This is a genomic window from Massilia sp. FBCC-B171 (assembly GCF_059134155.1).
Genome location: NZ_CP101443.1, coordinates 121,675 through 138,731, shown reverse-complemented (window position 1 = coordinate 138,731; position 17,057 = coordinate 121,675). Strand labels below are relative to the sequence as shown.

General features: G+C 64.7%; 12 protein-coding genes. 7 read left to right on the top strand and 5 right to left on the bottom strand.

Annotated features, from left to right (window positions below; all coding sequences use genetic code 11):
* Positions 1-3 precede the first annotated feature (3 nt).
* The 7 genes from NMB41_RS00655 (at position 4) to NMB41_RS00625 (ending at position 9,469) form a co-directional block, all read left to right on the top strand.
* Entirely contained in the window at positions 4-1,200 is a 1,197-nt protein-coding gene (locus NMB41_RS00655; protein WP_494380573.1) for a TIGR03088 family PEP-CTERM/XrtA system glycosyltransferase, read from the top strand.
* The gene (locus tag NMB41_RS00650) at positions 1,185-3,140 is read left to right on the top strand and encodes an XrtA/PEP-CTERM system amidotransferase (RefSeq protein ID WP_494380572.1); all 1,956 of its coding nucleotides are present in this window, start codon (positions 1,185-1,187) and stop codon (positions 3,138-3,140) included. The genes NMB41_RS00655 and NMB41_RS00650 overlap by 16 nt, the downstream gene beginning before the upstream one ends.
* A gap of 24 nt (positions 3,141-3,164) precedes the next feature.
* The gene (locus NMB41_RS00645; RefSeq protein ID WP_494380571.1) at positions 3,165-4,382 is read left to right on the top strand and encodes a TIGR04063 family PEP-CTERM/XrtA system glycosyltransferase; all 1,218 of its coding nucleotides are present in this window, start codon (positions 3,165-3,167) and stop codon (positions 4,380-4,382) included.
* Complete coding sequence (locus NMB41_RS00640) at positions 4,379-5,557, top strand: glycosyltransferase family 4 protein (RefSeq protein WP_494380570.1); 1,179 nt, start codon at positions 4,379-4,381, stop codon at positions 5,555-5,557. Before NMB41_RS00645 ends, NMB41_RS00640 begins: the two co-directional genes overlap by 4 nt.
* 130 nt (positions 5,558-5,687) lie before the next feature.
* Positions 5,688-7,034, top strand: a complete 1,347-nt coding sequence (locus NMB41_RS00635; protein WP_494380569.1) for a putative O-glycosylation ligase, exosortase A system-associated — start codon at positions 5,688-5,690, stop codon at positions 7,032-7,034.
* 168 nt (positions 7,035-7,202) lie between these two features.
* Positions 7,203-8,204 (top strand): polysaccharide deacetylase family protein, encoded by a 1,002-nt coding sequence (locus NMB41_RS00630; RefSeq protein ID WP_494380568.1) that lies wholly within the window; start codon positions 7,203-7,205, stop codon positions 8,202-8,204.
* 17 nt (positions 8,205-8,221) lie between these two features.
* Positions 8,222-9,469 carry a glycosyltransferase gene (locus NMB41_RS00625; protein ID WP_494380567.1) on the top strand — a complete coding sequence of 416 codons (1,248 nt, stop codon included), beginning with the start codon at positions 8,222-8,224 and terminating at the stop codon, positions 9,467-9,469.
* A 103-nt stretch (positions 9,470-9,572) separates the two neighbouring features.
* Here the strand turns inward: NMB41_RS00625 and NMB41_RS00620 are convergent, their stop codons facing one another.
* From NMB41_RS00620 to NMB41_RS00600, 5 genes are all read right to left on the bottom strand, one after another.
* Positions 9,573-10,535, bottom strand: a complete 963-nt coding sequence (locus NMB41_RS00620) for a N(5)-(carboxyethyl)ornithine synthase (RefSeq protein ID WP_494380566.1) — start codon at positions 10,533-10,535, stop codon at positions 9,573-9,575.
* The gene (locus tag NMB41_RS00615) at positions 10,532-12,313 is read right to left on the bottom strand and encodes a hypothetical protein (protein ID WP_494380565.1); all 1,782 of its coding nucleotides are present in this window, start codon (positions 12,311-12,313) and stop codon (positions 10,532-10,534) included. Before NMB41_RS00615 ends, NMB41_RS00620 begins: the two co-directional genes overlap by 4 nt.
* On the bottom strand, positions 12,310-13,755 hold the full coding sequence (locus tag NMB41_RS00610) for an oligosaccharide flippase family protein (protein WP_494380564.1): 1,446 nt from the start codon (positions 13,753-13,755) through the stop codon (positions 12,310-12,312). Before NMB41_RS00610 ends, NMB41_RS00615 begins: the two co-directional genes overlap by 4 nt.
* 322 nt (positions 13,756-14,077) lie before the next feature.
* Positions 14,078-15,313, bottom strand: a complete 1,236-nt coding sequence (locus tag NMB41_RS00605; RefSeq protein WP_494380563.1) for a pyridoxal-dependent decarboxylase, exosortase A system-associated — start codon at positions 15,311-15,313, stop codon at positions 14,078-14,080.
* Positions 15,310-16,908 carry an acyl-CoA ligase (AMP-forming), exosortase A system-associated gene (locus NMB41_RS00600; RefSeq protein WP_494382909.1) on the bottom strand — a complete coding sequence of 533 codons (1,599 nt, stop codon included), beginning with the start codon at positions 16,906-16,908 and terminating at the stop codon, positions 15,310-15,312. The genes NMB41_RS00605 and NMB41_RS00600 overlap by 4 nt, the downstream gene beginning before the upstream one ends.
* Positions 16,909-17,057 lie beyond the last annotated feature (149 nt).

Genomic DNA, 17,057 nt, shown 5'->3' with positions numbered 1-17,057 from the left:
ATCATGGCTGTCACGAAGAACCGGCCAGCGCAGACGCCGCTGGTCGTGCACCTGATCTACCGGCTCGACTTCGGCGGGCTGGAGACCCTGCTGGTCGACTGCATCAACCACATGCCGCCCGAACGCTACCGCCACGCCGTCGTCTGCCTGACCGGCTACACGGCGTTCGCGGACAAGATCACGCGTCCCGGGGTGGAACTGTATGCGCTGGACAAGCAGCCGGGCCTGGGCCTGGGCATCCATGTAAAACTGTTCAAGCTGCTGCGCCAGCTGCGCCCGGCGATCCTGCATACCTATAATTTCGCCTGCGCCGAATACGCGGTGGCGGCCTGGGCAGCCGGCGTGCCGGTGCGCATCCACGCCGAGCACGGACGCGACGCCGGCGATCCGCATGGCCTGAACCGCAAGCACAATTTTTTGCGCCGCAGCCTGGCACCGTGGATCGACCGCTATGTGCCGGTCTCGCACGACCTGGCGCGCTGGCTGAAGAATGTCGTCACGATCCCTGCCGCCAAGCTCGAACTGATCATGAACGGCGTGGATACGGTACGCTATGCGCCGCAGCTGGCCGCGGCCGAAATGCCGTGGGCCGGCGCAACTGAAAAACCGTTCGTGATCGGCACCGTCGGACGCCTGCAGGATGTCAAGGACCAGGCCACGCTGATCGAGGCGTTCGCCTTGCTGTGCGCGCGCCTTGGCGACGCGCGCAGCAAGCTGCGCCTGGCGATCGTCGGCGACGGCCCGCTGCGCGCGAAGCTGGCACAAAAAGCGCAGGACGCCGGCGTCGCCAACCTGGTCTGGTTCCCCGGCGCGCGCAACGATATCCCGGAGCTGATGCGCAGTTTTGATGTGTTCGCGCTGTCCTCGATTGCCGAGGGCACGCCGGTGACCCTGCTCGAGGCCATGGCCTGCGGCCGGCCGGTGGTCGCGACGGAGGTCGGCGGCATCCCGGAAGTGGTGCAGGACGGCGTCAATGGCGCGCTGGTCGCGGCGTCCAACCCACAGGCACTGGCCGATGCATTGGCGCGCTATGTGGACGATCCGGCGCGCGTTGCGCAGCACGGCGCGGCCGCGCGCGAGAACATCGAACGCCATTACAGCGTTGCAGCCATGGTCGGCGCCTATACGGCCCTGTACGACCAGCTCTGCAACACCAAGACAACTTTTAAAGAAATTACCAAACCATGTGCGGAATCGTAGGCATTTTTGACCCGCGCGGCGTCGCCCAGTTCGACCGCGCCGCCCTCGTGCGGATGAACCAGACCCAGTTCCACCGCGGCCCCGTCGAGGGCGACGTCTACCTCGAACCGGGCGTCGGCTTCGGCCACCGCCGCCTGTCGATCATCGACCTGGCCGCTGGCCAGCAGCCGCTGTTCAACGAAGACCGGTCGGTCGTCACCGTGTTCAACGGCGAGATCTACAACTTCCGCGAACTGACGAAAGAGCTGACCGCCCTCGGCTACAAATTCGCCACCAGGTCCGATACCGAGACCATCGTCCACGCCTGGGAGGAATGGGGCGAGGACTGCGTCAAGCACCTGCGCGGCATGTTTGCATTCGCCATTTGGGACCGCAACAAGCAAACCTTTTTCGTGGCGCGCGATCACCTCGGCATCAAGCCGCTGCACTATGCCTTCCTGCCCGACGGCACCTTCGTGTTCGGCTCTGAGCTCAAATCCCTGCTGTCCTTCCCGGAACTGCCGCGCGTGATCGAACCGCGCGCCGTCGAGGAGTATTTCGCCTATGGCTACGTACCGGAGCCACGCACCATCTTCAAGGACGCTTTCAAACTCGAACCAGGCTACTCGCTGACCCTGAAGGTCGGCACCAAGGCGCAAGACGCGAAACCGAAACGCTGGTGGGACGTGCCCTTCGCGCCGCACGCGCCGATGGCGGAACAGCAGATGGAAGAAGAGCTGATCGTTCGCCTGCGCGAAGCGGTCGAGAGCCAGCTGGAAGCGGAGGTGCCGCTGGGCGCCTTCCTCTCCGGCGGCGTCGACTCGAGCGCGATCGTGGCGATGATGGCCGGCCTGAACAAGGGTCCCGTGAACACCTGCTCGATCGCCTTCAACGACCCGGCTTTCGACGAATCGACCTATGCGCGCCAGGTGGCCGAGCAATATAAAACGAACCACCAGTGCGAAACCGTCGACAAGGACGACTACGGCCTGGTCGACCTGCTCGCCGGCCTGTACGACGAACCGTATGCCGACAGCTCGGCCATTCCAACCTACCGCGTGTGCGAATTGGCGCGAAAGCGCGTGACGGTCGCCCTGTCGGGCGACGGCGGCGACGAGAATTTCGCCGGCTACCGCCGCCACCGCATGGCGATGGGCGAAGAGCAGGTGCGCTCGATGCTGCCGCTGGCGCTGCGCAAACCGGTGTTCGGCTTCCTCGGTAAAGCCTATCCGAAGGCCGACTGGGCGCCGCGCGTCTTCCGCGCCAAGACCACGTTTGAGGCGCTGGCGCGCGACCTGACCGACGGCTACTTCCACGGCGTCTCGATCCTGGTCGACCGCGTGCGGGATCAACTGTTTTCACAAGGCTTCCGCAGCCAGCTGCAGGGCTACCGCGCGGTCGAGGTCATGCGTGGCCACGCCGCGAATGCGCCGACCGACGATGCGCTGTCGATCATCCAGTACATCGACATGAAGACCTACCTGCCGGGCGATATCCTGACCAAGGTCGACCGCGCCAGCATGGCGCACGCGCTCGAGGTGCGGGTGCCGCTGCTGGACCACAAGTTCGTCGAATGGGTTTCCGGCTTGCCGTCGTCGAGCAAGCTGCGCAACGGCGAGGGCAAGCACATCTTCAAGAAGGCGCTGCAGCCTTACCTGTCGGACGACATCCTGTACCGGAAAAAAATGGGCTTCTCGATTCCGCTGGCGTCCTGGCTGCGCGGCCCGCTGCGCGAGTCGATGAAGGCCGCCGTGCTGAACCCGATGCTGCTGGACACCGGCATCTTCAATCCCGCATTCCTGAAGCAGATGGTCGACGAACACCTCGCCGGCACCAAGGACCACAGCACCGCGCTGTGGGCCGTGCTGATGTTCGAAGCCTTCCTGCGTAAAAACGGCGCCGACGGCGCCACGCGCGTGTCCCAGGCGGCGGGCAGTTCCCTGATCGCCACCGCCGCTTAATTGAGTTCCGGAGTTACAGAAACTATGCGTGTCCTTCACGTCCTCGACCATTCGATCCCGCTGCACAGCGGCTATACCTTCCGCACCGCCTCGATCCTGCGCGAGCAGCGCGCGCTCGGCTGGGAAACCTTCCACGTCACCGGTTCCAAGCACCAGGGCGGCAACGACCTGACCGAAGAAACGGCCGACGGCCTGCATTTCTACCGCACCGCAAAGTCGAACAGCGCACTGGCCAAGCTGCCGGTCCTGAACCAGCTCGAAGTGATCCAGGGCCTGGAAAAGCGCCTGGCCGAGATCATCCCGCAGATCAAGCCGGACGTGCTGCATGCGCACTCGCCCTGCCTGAACGGGATCGCCGCGATCCGCGCCGGGCGCAAGTTCGGCATTCCCGTGGTCTACGAAGTGCGCGCCTTCTGGGAAGACGCGGCAGTCGACCACGGCACCAGCAGCGAGAACGGCCTGCGCTACAAGATGACGCGCGCGCTGGAAACCCATGCCCTGAAAGGCGCCGACGCCGTCACCACCATTTGCGAAGGCCTGCGCCGCGACATCGTCGAGCGCGGCATCCCGGAAAATAAAGTCACCGTGATCCCGAACGCGGTCGACATCGACAAGTTCGCTGTCGGCGGCGAAGCCGACCAGGACCTGAAGCGCCAGCTCGGCCTGCATGGGCATCGCTTGATTGGTTTTATTGGCTCGTTCTATGCCTACGAAGGCCTGGACGTGCTGCTGCGCGCGGTGCCGGCCCTGGTTGCGCGCGCCCCCGACCTGCGCGTGCTGCTGGTCGGCGGCGGTCCGCAGGATGCGAACCTGCGCCAGCTGGCGAAAGACCTGAATATCGCCGACAAGGTCGTGTTTACGGGCCGCGTGCCGCACGACCAGGTCGCCAAATACTACGACCTGCTCGACGTGCTGGTCTACCCGCGCCTGTCAATGCGCCTGACCGATCTCGTGACGCCCCTGAAACCGCTGGAAGCGATGGCGCAGGGCCGCATCCTGGCCGCCTCCAGCGTCGGCGGCCACCGCGAGCTGATCACCGACGGCAAGACCGGCATCCTGTTCGCGCCGGACGACCCGGCCGCGCTCGCAAGCAAAGTCGGCGACCTGCTCGACGCCCAGGCTACCTGGCCGGCGCTGCGCCTGGCCGGGCGCGACTATGTCGAAACCGAGCGTAACTGGCCGGTCAGCGTGGCGCGCTACAAGAACATCTATGGCCGCCTGACGGGACTGAAGGCGGCATGAAGATCCTGACCTTCAGTACCCTGTTCCCGAACAGCGAAAAGCCGGGCCACGGTATTTTTGTCGAAACCCGCTTGCGCCACCTGGTGGCCAGCGGTGCAGTCGAAGCACGCGTGGTGGCGCCGATTCCCTGGTTCCCCTCGACCAATCCGCGCTTCGGCACGTATGCGCGCTTTGCCAAGGCGCCGCGCCACGAGGTGCGGCACGGGATTGCCGTCGCCCACCCGCGCTATCCGGTCATCCCGAAGATCGGCATGAACCTGGCGCCGGCCTTATTGGCGCAGGCGGCCAAACCGGCGATCGCGCGCATGATCGATGAAGGCTATGACTTCGACCTGATCGACGCCCATTATTTTTATCCCGACGGCGTGGCCGCGGCGATGCTGGGACGCTATTTCAACAAGCCGCTGGTGATTACCGCGCGCGGCTCCGACATCACCCTGTTCCCGCAATACGCGCTGCCGCGCCGGATGATCATGTGGGCGGCGCAACGCGCCGACGCCGTCATCACGGTGTGCAATGCGCTGCGCGACGAAGTGGTGGCGATGGGGATCGAGGCCGAGCGCGTGGTGTCGCTGCGCAACGGCGTCGACCTCGAGCTGTTCCAGCCGGTCGAGCGCACCCCGAACCCCATGTTTACCTTGCTGGCGGTAGGCCACCTGGTGCCGGTCAAGGCGCAAGACCTGATCATCGGCGCCTTGACCCTGCTGCCCGGCGTGCGCCTGGTGCTGGCCGGCGACGGCCCGGACCGCGCCAAGCTGGAAAACCTGGCACGCGCGCTGAAGGTCAGCGAGCGCGTCACCTTCCTCGGTGCGGTGCCGCAGGCGCAGCTGCGCAGCCATTACGGTGCGGCCGACGCGCTGGTGCTGTCCTCGAGCCGCGAAGGCTGGGCCAACGTGCTGCTGGAAGCCATGGCCTGCGGCACGCCGGTCGTGGCCAGCCGCGTCTACGGCACGCCGGAAGTGGTGGCCGCGCCGGAAGCCGGCGTGTTGATGGGCGAGCGCAGCTACCAGGGCGTGGCCGACGCGGTCAATGCGCTGCGCGCCAACTACCCCGACCGCGGCGCGACGCGCCGCTATGCCGAACGCTTCAGCTGGGACGACACGACCGCGGGCCAGGTGCGCCTGTTCGAGCGCGTGCTCGCTGCCCGCTCCAAAGCGGTTGCTTGCTTAACCTGATGGGAATGGACGAGGGCTATGGAATCATTATTGTGGGCGCTTGACCTGCTGGCGGTCGTGTTCTTGTGCCTGTGGGCGCTGAAGCAGGAAAAACGCATGGAAAAAGCTGCGCGCGACAGGAAACAGAACGATGCGTGACCTCTTCCTGATCACGCTGCTGCCCTTCATGCTGTATGCGATGGTGCAACGCCCTTTTATCGCAGTGGGCATGTGGCTCTGGACCGCACTGTTCTTCCCGAACGCGTGGGTATATGGCATTGCCAGCATTCCACGCTATAACCTGTTGTTCGCGGCAGTGGCCATCGTCGGCTATCTGGCGTGGAAGAACAAGCCAAAGGTTAAATTGACGAGTCTTGGGTTTCTGGTCCTGGCATTCTTTTTTTGGACCGTAGTCAGTACGATGACGTCAATTGGCCTTCCGGAAGTTACTTGGGAGTACTGGATCCGGTTTGCAAAGGTCGTCGCACTGTTTGTTTTTGTCGTGCTGGTTGTGAAGGAAAAGCTGCATTTCGATTTTATGCTTTGGTGCGTCGTGCTATCGGTCGGCTTTTATGCCAATCTAGAAACACTGAAGTTCATCGTCAGTGGTGGCGGCCACAAGATTGTTGGCCTCACCGGCCACGTGTTAGGTGACCGCAACGAATTGTCGCTGGCATTCGTCATGACATTGCCTTTGTGTTACTACCTCTGGATCGAATACGGCAAGCAGTCGCGTGTGCTGAATCTGGCCCTGTTGTGCACCGTAGCGTTATTGGGCCTCGGTGTGATTGGCACGCAATCGCGCGGTGGTTTGATCGCATTGCTTGTACTTGGTGGCTACATGTTCTTCAAAAGCGACCGCAAGATATTGCTCTCCGTGCTCATCAGCTCGTTCATCATAGGAGCGTCGTTCTATATCTCGGATGAATACGCCTCGCGTATCGACACGATCGCCTCAGCCGACGAGGATAGTTCATTCATGAGCCGCGTGGTCGCCTGGAAGCTGAGTTTCATTCTGGCGATGCAGAACCCGTTCTTCGGGGGGGGCTTCAAATCACTCGAATATTTCCCGGTCTGGTCCGAGCTGTCGAAAAACTTTTTCGATTATTCGTGGTTCCACACCGGTATCGCCTTGCCCAATACCCAAGTCGCGCGCGCCGCGCACAGCATCTACTTCCAGGTATTGGGCGACCACGGCTTCGTCGGCCTTGCGCTGTATGTAGCCTGCCTGGCCATCAGCTTCCTCAAGGCAGGTAGGGTTGCACGCCAAGCACGGCGAGCCGGCGCGCCAGCCTGGCTGCCGTTGGCGGCGACTATGGTGCAGTTGAGTATTTTCGCCTTCGCCGTCGGCGGGGCAGCATTGAGCCTGGCGTATTTCGACCTGCTGTTCGCGCTGTTCGGGCTAGTGGTGGTGCTGGAAACAAGGCTTCTCGCTGCTTTGGCGCCGCAGGCCGACGCGGCCAGCGCAGCGATGCCGGCGCGCAGGCTCGCCGCATGAGGGAAGCGCGGAATCGCCGCATTGCGGAGGCAGCAGTATGGCCACGTTTGCACCGTACTTGTGTATCATTGGCAATTACTGTTGTGTTCACGATGGTCGCAGCCTGGCAGCCATGAACGAGCCCACGAATTTGATGAACCCATACATTGCAGGCCTGCCGTCGCTCCGATGAACCGCCCCCTACAACACAACTGGCTCGGTGCGCTCCTGCTGCGCGCGGCCGGCAGCAGCATCGGGCGCCTTGGCGGCCAGCGCAGCCTGGCGGTGGTGAATTACCACCGCGTGCTGGCCCGGCCCGATCCGCTGCTCGATACCGAACCCGATGTCGCCGCCTTCCACTGGCAGATGGCGCTGCTGGCCGACTGCTTCAACGTCATGCCCCTGCACGACGCGTTGCGCGCGCTCGACGAGGGCCGCCTGCCGCCGCGCACTGTCTGCATCACGTTTGACGACGGCTACCGTTCGGTGCACGACCTGGCGCTGCCGATCCTGCGCAAGTTCAAGCTGCCGGCCACGGTCTTCGTGACCAGCGGCTTCATCGGCGCCGATGCCGGCAACATGTGGAACGACCGCATCATCCATGCGGTGCAGTCGCTGCCCGAGGGCAGCCTCGACCTGTCCGACCTCGGGCTCGAATGCTATCCGCTCGATACGCTCGAGGCCCGCAAGACGACCGCCCTGCGCCTGACCGAGGCCGGCAAATACCTGCCGCCGATGGAGCGCGACCGCCTGGTCGAGCGCCTCGACCGCATGAGCGGCATGCACCACGACGCCCTGATGCTCACGCCCGACATGCTGGTCGCCCTCGAGGGCAGCGGCGTGGAAATCGGCGCGCACACGATCTCGCACCCGATCCTCACCAGCCTGGACGACGACAGCGCGCGCGCCGAAATCGTCGACGGCAAGGGCCAGCTCGAAGCCCTGGTCGGCAAGCCGGTGCGCCTGTTCGCCTACCCGAACGGCAAGGTCGGGCAGGACTATGACGCACGCCACGTCGAGATGGTGCGCCAGGCCGGCTTTTTCGCCGCCTTCACCACCGCCGTCGGCGCCATCACCAAAGACCAGGACCGCTTCCAGTTGCCGCGCAGCCGGCCCTGGGACCGCACGCCCTTGCGTTTCGGCCTGCGCCTGCTGAGCTGGATGGCGCTCGGTAACCGGCAACCACGATGAGCAACAAGGATAGCAACATGCACAAGCGTGCGTTACTGATCGCATTTCATTTTCCGCCGCAGGCCGCCAGCAGCGGCATCCAGCGCAGCCTGAGTTTTTCGCGTCACCTTCCCGCCAGCGGCTGGGAGCCGATGGTCCTGACCGCCAAAGCCAGCGTTTACGAAACCCAGAATCCGTCGCAACTGGCCAGCATCCCGGAAAAACTGCTGGTGCGCCGGGCGTTCGCACTCGACGCCAAGCGCCACCTGGGCTGGCGCGGGCGCTACCTGAATGCCAGCGCCCTGCCCGACCGCTGGATCACCTGGAGCCTGGGCGCGATTCCCGCCGGGCTGTCGATGATCCGCGCCCGCCGTCCGGGCGTGATCTGGTCGACCTTCCCGATCGCCACCGCGCACCTGATCGGCCTGGCCCTGCACCGGCTCACCGGCCTGCCCTGGGTCGCCGACTTCCGCGACCCGATGCTGCAGCCGGCCTACCCGACCCACGCCGGCCAGCGCCGCATGTATGCCTGGATCGAGCAGCAGACCATCCGCCGCTGCAGCCGCGCCGTGTTCACCACGCAGGGCGCGATGATGTCCTACCGCGAGCGCTTCCCTGAGCTCGCACCCGAGAAATTCGTCGTGATCGAAAACGGCTACGATGAAGATGCCTTTGGCGCGGCACCCGCAAGCGCTCCAAAGGCGCCCGCCGGCGGGCGTCCTTTGGTGCTCGTGCACAGCGGCCTGCTGTACGATACCGGGCGCGACCCCTCGGCCTTCCTGGAGGCGCTGGCGCGCCTGAAGGCGGCCGGCGTGGCCACACCTGACAAGCTGCGCGTGGTGTTGCGCGCGCCCGGGAATATCCCCGGGGTGTCGGCCCTGATCGACAAATACGGCGTGGCCGACATTGCCGTCACCGCCGCGCCGGTGCCCTACCGCGAAGCCCTGGCCGAAATGGCGGACGCCGACGGCCTGCTGCTGTTCCAGGGAACGCCCTTCAACAACCAGATCCCGGCCAAGGTATACGAGTACTTCCGCGCCCAGAAGCCCGTGTTCGGCCTCGTCGACCACAAGGGCGAGACGGCGCGCGTGCTGGGCGCGGCCGGCTTCGACGACGTCGCCTTCATCGACGACGCCGGCCAGATCGCGACCATGCTCGAACGCTTCCTCGGCCGCGTGCGTGCCGGCGAAGCCCACGTGGCGCCGCTCGACCTGGTGGAAAGCTCCTCGCGGGCGCACCGCGCGCGCCAGCTGGCGGCCGTGTTCGACAGCGTGCTGTCAAAGTAAACGCGGCGCCATCGGCGCCATCGGCGCCATCGGTGCCGTCAAGACAAAACGGCGTGCAACCCTCTGTTTGCACGCCGTTTTTAGTTTTTATTACCGGACTCGCTCAGCGCTGCTGGAAGTCGTTGATACGCTGGTCGATGATCTTGCCGTTGTGGATGCAGATCGCCGGCTTGAGCACGGGATCTTCCTCCGCGCGGCCTTCGATGATGATGTCGAGGTATTTCACCATCTCTTCGCCAAGGCAAGCGGTCACCGAATAGCCGATCAGGGCCGGCGTGTGGTCGACCGCGTAGTGCAGCACGCCGTCCACCATGTAGACCGGGTCCTCGATCGTGGTCGGGCGGCTGGTCTCGATCGCACCGGCGCGGTCGCAGCTGATGTCGACGATCATCGCCGGATTCTTAAGCTTCGGCAGGTCGTCGCGGTAGATGATGTGGTCCTTGCGGTACACGTCCCACAGCAGGCCGTTGACCACCACGTCGTACTGCGACAGTTCCTGGCGCAGCAGCTTCTCGGTCCGGCGTTCGTAGACGTTGATGTGCGCGCCCATGCACGAGAGCACGCGGTGCGCGCCGCGCGCGACGTTGCCGCGGCCGATCAGGGCCACGTTGCACTCGTAGACCAGCTTGCCGTACAGGGTGAAGGCATGCATGATCGCTGCTTCGCCGGCCAGTTCGTTACTGCGCCAGAACACGTGGCGGCCGCCCTCGAACATGTCTTCCCAGGCGATGGCGGTGATTTCCTTCTCCACGATCTTGTCGGTGATCGAGCGATTCTGCACCGCGTGCACCCAGCCGAACACCGTCTGGCCGCTGCGCAGCTCGGACAGGTAGGTGGCGTCGCCGATCTTCGGGTCGACGATCACGTCCTGCGCCAGCGCTTCCTCGCGCGAGACGACATGGGCGCCGGCCGCGCGGTACTCTTCGTCCTTGTGGCCGAAGGACTCGCCGTAGCCGGCCTCGAAGTACAGCTGGTCGCGGTTGCGGATGCGTGCGATATGCTTGGGCAGCATGGCGCGGCGCTTTTCGTTTTCCTTGGTGCTGATCATCAGTCCCACAGTTTTCATACGATTCCCCTTTTGGCGGTGTCCGCCTCGGTCAAGCTTGTTGGTCCGGCACGGCGCGCATCCTGTGGCGCCAGGCCGGCATCGATAAACGTCGGTGCTTCGTGCTGGGTGCGGATCAGCAGCAGCAGCGGGCGCAGCAGCCAGTCGCGGCGCCGGCGCAGCCCTGGCGCCAGGCGCGAGAGCAGCAGCACGGCCTTGTTCGGCAGGCTGAGATACTTGAACGCGGCGCGCATGCCCGCCGGGTCGCCGTAGGCATAGTCTTTTTCAACGCGGTCGCGCGCGCGGCTGGTCGCTTCGTCCAGCGGCGTGTGGCCGGCCGGCAGGTTGCGCGAGCCGTGGAAGTCGTAGAACTCCGGGTAGAAGCGGCGCAGGCATTCCTTCTGGAAGAAGTATTTGTACTTCTCGGCCGGATGGTATTTCAGCGTCGCCAGCGCAAACTCGAGGTCGCAGTACGGGAACACGACCACGTGGCCCGGCGGATGCATCATCGTGATCCAGGGGCTGATGCAGCGCCGCGTGCGCGACTGCAGGAAGGCCATCTCGGCCTGGTTGATGTTCGGTGCGAATTGCGCGAGGAAGCCGCGGTACTGTGCGCGGAAGGCGCCATGCGAAGGGAACAGTGACGACAGCTGTTTCCGCAGCGCGGGCCCGGTGGTTTTCCCCAGCACCAGTTCGACATCCTTTTCCGGCGTCTCGTGCAGGCCGTCGATCTCGAAGCCGGAGTTGCCGAAGGTGTCGCCCGCGAGGCCGTCGAACACCAGCGAGGGCGGGCGCTCGGCCAGCCAGCGCATGACGGGCAGCGCCCAGCCATGCATGAAGGTTTCGGTGCCGATCAGGGCCTGACGACGCGCGGCATCATCCGCGATCTGTTCCGGCGGCACTGCACGCACCAGCTCGCACTCGACGCCAAAGGCGGCGGCGATCTTCGGCGCAAAGAACGCGTCGATGTCGTAGTCGCGGTTACCCTTGCGATGGAAGGTCTGGCAGGTGACGGCCTTGAACGGTACGGCCTTGCGGATGAGGGTGCCGAAAAAGCGGCGCGAGTCGAAGCCGCTGGAGAACGGCAGCGTCACTTCGCCCACGTTCAGCTTCAGGCAGCGCTCCATCGCAGCAACATAGGCATCCTCAACGATGCGGAAGGCCTCGTCATCGATCTTTTCGTCCCCAGGCGGCAGCTTGCCGAAATCGAACCACTGCGCGGTCTCGGCATGGTCGCGCCGGATCGTCATCTGGGCGCCTGCCGGTACCCGGGCGATGGCGCTGTAGAAGCTGCGGTTGGCCAGGGCTGAGCCGTTTTGCATCAGGCTGAACCATGAGGTCAGGTCGGGTTCGTCTCCGGCGAAATGGATCAGGCTCGGATGCGAGGCGAACAGCCAAGCGCCGCCATGCTGGCGGTAGTACATCGGTCCGAAGCCGAAGGCGTCGTTCTTGATGATCGCCTGCTGGAGTTGGGGGTCGAACTTCAGGTAGGCAAACGCGCCGTTCTCCAGGTCGGCCGGCGCGGCGATGCGTTCCAGGTCGGTCAGGCTGGAATAGGAATGCACACCAAGTGCAGCCTCGTAACCGCGGAATACCAAGTGCGAGGCGGCCAGATCGTGCACCAGCCCGAGACCATTGTTGCGCGCGCGCGAAGTCACGGCCCAGAACCCGGGTTTGCTGGCGACCGCCAGCCTGGCGGGATTGCCGCTGAATTCGGGGGCGCTGCCGGGGAATACACAGGCCAGGAAAAATTCGATGTCCGCGAACTTCGCGGCCATCAGGTCCAGGTCGATCTTCATTTGACCTCGTTAGGTGCGCCAACTACCGGTGGCGTCGTCCGTCTCAGTTTGCTGAGGAAATAAGCTTCAGCGCCGTCCGGTCGGCCCGAGAGGCGCCATAGTCCCAGCACCACTGCACAGTAGACCACGATGCCGGCGACGACCTTCAGCATCAGCATGATCCAGAGCGGCACCGCAACCGCGGCCTGCAAGCCCATCAGTGCTGCCACCATGGCCAGGCAGCCGAGCGCCGGGCGGCCAGTGCCGCGCGCAAGCATGGCGATGGACAGCCCGGGTACGTAGCGCATCAGCAGGGCGTACGAGACGCCGAAGGTCAGGACGATCGCGGCCATCCGCACCTGGGCGATGCGTTCCGGATCGAGGTCGGTCCGGAACAACATGACGCCGGCGGCGAATACGCCGATCTGGATCCAGCTGGTCAGCGCCAGCAGGCGGATCTGGCCGATCACAGTCAGTACGTAATTTGCGCTGCTGCTGATCGACTGGATAATGTTCGACAGTGCCAGGATCTGGATGAAGGGAATGATGAAAATCCATTTATCGCCCAAGGCCACAGGCACGAATTCTCGGGCGGTCATGACGAAACCGATGCAGGCGGGGAAAGTCACCATCACCTGCACTGCCTGCGCGCTCAGCAGGAGCTTGGTCAGCTCGCGCATGTTGTCGCTGGCACGCGCAAAGGCCGGGAACAGCACCCGGTTGATCGGCGCCAGCAGGTCGGTGCCGGGGACGTCGGCGATTTCGGTGGCGAGCGTGTAGCCGCCGGTGACGCCGGTGGTGGCAATACCGCCAACCAGGAACACATGCAGCCTGCGGTCGAGGAACTGGCTGACGTTCTTGACCAGCACCCACTGCGAAACCCCGAAGATCTCCTTGAGCTCGGAGAGCGCGAACCAAGGTCGCATCGGGTGCACCATGTAGCTGCGAATGACGGCAGCAAGGCGGCCGCACAGCGCCCCCAGGACCATGCCCCAGTAGTTCTGCAGGATGAGGGTGAGCAAGATCGTCATGAAAAAGAGTACCAGACGCTTGAACAGCACGTACCTGGCATCGTCGGCGAAGCGCAGCTCTTTCTGAAAATTAATGATGCCGACGTTCTCGAATGCGGAGATCATCATCGAGGCCGCCATCACCTGCACCACGGTCGTGACGCGCAGATCCTTGTAGTAGTCGGCCGCGAACGGCGCCAGGATCACCAGCACTGCCGCGACGCAGCCGGTTTGAATGATGCGCAGCGTCCAGGCCGTGTTGTAGTAGGCCTGGCTCGGGTCCTTGCGCTGGATGAGGGCGACGTTGATGCCGAGATCGAAGATGATGTCGGCGAAGGCTACCACGACGGATGCCATGGCAACGATGCCGAAATCGTCAGGGACGAGAATGCGGGCGAGGATGAGGGTACTTGCGATACCGATGAAGCGATCGATCCAGCGCATCGCGATCATGATGACCGCGCCACTGCTGAGACTGGTACTATTTTTGCGCAACATGTTGACAACTACCTTATTGGAACGGGGACCGGGTACCGCTGCCCGCCAAGCCGGCAGTCAGGAGACGGGGACGGAGACAGGCAGCTACCGCTGCACGCCGTTTCCGGCATGTGCCGGATCGCCCATCGTTGGCCAAACGCATTGCACTTTGACCGTTGGAAATTTATCCAATACAGAGTAGATGAAGTGTTAACAAGTGTCAACGGACGCAACAATCGTGCGCACCCCTTTATGCAAGGTGTTGCGTGCAGGGTTCGTCAATCATGGGCGCCGGGTATCACACCAGCACCTCAGGTACCTCGGGGTGGCTGAGGAAGCCCTGCGGGCTGGCCGAGCGGCCATATGCGCCCGACTGGAACACCACCACCAGGTCGCCGACTTCAGCCTTCGGCAGCTCCATGCGCTCGGCCAGCAGGTCGAGCGGCGTGCATAGCGGTCCCACGACCGAAGCGGTTTCGCGCTCAAACGAGGCGCTCATGCGGTTGCCGATCGCGACCGGGTAATTCTTGCGGATCACCTGGCCGAAATTGCCGGAGGCGGCCAGGTGGTGGTGCAGGCCGCCGTCGGTGACCAGGAAGACCTGGCCACGCGAAACCTTGCGGTCGATGACGCGCGCCACATACACGCCGGCCTCGCCCACCAGGTAGCGCCCCAGTTCGATCGACAGCTGCGCCTCGGGCAAGGCCGCTTTTACCCGCGGCAGGGCAGCGTCCAGCGCATCTCCGATCGGCGCCAGGTCGAGCGCCGCTTCGCCCGGAAAATACGGAATGCCGAAGCCGCCGCCGATGTTCAGGATCCGCAGCGGGTCGCGCATGTGGCCGGCCAGCTGCTGCGCCAGCGCGATCGTCTGGGCCTGCGCCTCGATGATCGCCTCGGCCTTCAGGCTTTGCGAACCACTGAAGATGTGCAAGCCGAGCACGGTCAAGCCGAGGTCCGCGCACAGCCCCAGGATGCGCGGCGCCTCTTCCGCGTCGATGCCGAACTGCTTGGCGCCGCCGCCCATGCGCATGCCCGAGCCTTTCAGTTCGTAGTCCGGATTAATGCGCAGGACCAGCAGCGGGTTGACGCCCAGCTCATTGCCGATGCGTGCCAGCGCCTGCAGTTCGCGCTCGGATTCGGCGTGCACGACGGCGCCGGCGGCCACCGCCCGCGCCAGTTCGGCGTCCGATTTACCCGGGCCGGCAAAGCTGATGCACCCGGGCGCGATGCCGGTGTCGAGCGCAACCTTCAATTCGCCGCTTGACGCGACGTCGATGCCATCGACCAGCTGCGCCATGTGCTGCACCAGCGCCGGCATCGGGTTGGCCTTCATCGAAAAGTGCAGTTCCAGCGCCGCCGGCAGGTGCGCGCGCACGTGGGCGACGCGCTCGGTCAGCAGGCGCCGGTCGTAGGCATAGAACGGGGTGCTGCCGACGCGCTGCGCCAGGCGCGTGAGCGGCATGCCGCCCACCTGCAGGCAGTCGCCTTCGACCGGGAACAGGGTTTGCGTCGCGTGGACCGGTTTCGCGTTCATGAGGGGACTTTCAGGCTGTCGAACAGGGTGATGAAGGATTGCTGGAGCAGCTTGCGGTCGATCTTGCCGTTCGGGTTGCGCGGGAAGGCTTCGGTATGCAGGCTGACGTGGGCCGGCACCATCCAGGCCGGCAGGCGGCGCTGGCATTCCTTGAGCAGGGCTGCGCCAGCCAGGGTCTCGTCCTTCGGCAGCGCCAGCAGCACGATCGCCTGGCCCAGCTGCGGGTGCGGCACGCCGAAGGCGACCGCCTCCGATGTCAAACCGCTGGCGTACACGGCTTCTTCCACCTCGGTCGGGCTGACGCGGTAGCCGGAGACCTTGATCATGTCGTCGCTGCGGCCAATAAAATACAAATAGCCTTCTTCGTCCATGCGCACGGTGTCGCCCGACCAGACCGCCATCTCGACGATCGGCAGGGCCGGATCCTGGCCCGGCGCGGGCTTGAAGCGCTCGGCGGTTTTAACAGGATCGTTCCAGTAGCCGAGCGAGACGAGCGCGCCGCGGTGCACCAGTTCGCCCGCCTCGTTCGGCGCGCAGGGCGTGCCGTCGGGGCGCACCACCATCACCTGCGCGTTCGGGATCGCGCGCCCCATCGAATCGGGGCGGCGCGCCAGCTCGGCTGGCGGCAGATAGGTCGACCTGAAGGCCTCGGTCAGGCCGTACATCAGGAACAGCTCGGCGTCCGGCAAGGCCGCGCGCAGGCTGGCGACGGTGGCGGTCGGCAGCGCGCCGCCGGAATTGGTCAGATAGCGCAGCGAGCAGCCGGACGGCCAGGCCAGGTTCGCCAGCTGGAACCACAGCGGCGGCACGGCGGCCAGGCCCGTGATGCGCTCCGCGGCCACAGCATTCAAAATGTCTTTCGCGAACAGGTGATTGATCAGGACGGCGGTCGCGCCCGTCAAAAACGAGCAGCTCAGCTGGCTCAGTCCGTAATCGAAACTCAGTGGCAGCACCGACAGGATGCGGTCCTGCGGTGTCAGGTTCAAATAGGCTGCCACACTGTGCGCGCCGGCCACCATGTTCCGGTGCGACAGCACTACGCCCTTGGGTTTACCGGTACTGCCCGAGGTGTACAGGATCGCGGCCATGTCGGCGTCGATCGGGCGCCGCGCGGCCAGCACGGCCGCCTGCGGCCTGGCCTGGGCCGCGTCCCAGCCACCCACCTCGAAGGCCGCGTGCGGCGCGGCCGGTGCCGGCTGCGCGCCGGTGACGAACACCGTGCGCAGGTTCGGGCAGCCGTCCAGCACCGCGTTCAGTTGCAGCAGCCGTTCCGGCGAAGTGACCAGCACGCGCACATTGCAGTCGGCCAGGATGTGGGCGACCTGCTCGGGTTTTAATTGTGGATTCACCGGCACGAAGACGGCGCCGGCCGCTGCGGCGCCGAACATCGCGGCCACGTTCTCGATCCGTTTTTCCAGGAACACGGCGACGCGCTCGCGCCGCTGCACGCCGGCGTTCAGCAGCGCCCCGGCCGCGCCTTCCACGGCGGCGGCCAGCGCCGCGTAATCGAGGCGATTGGCGCCATGCACCAGCGCCTCGGCCTGCGGCGTGCGGCGCGCGGAATCGAACAGAAAATCGTGGATCAGGTCAGCCATCATGTTGAACAAAGGGGGATCGATACAGGGGCGCGGCGGGGTTCCGCGCAGCCCGCAATCTTACCAGCTTGCAGCTTTTCAGCCGCGCCTATTGCGCTGATTCCGTGGCAATCGGGCATGTTTCGTGGCAAATTTTTCAACCCCCGGTT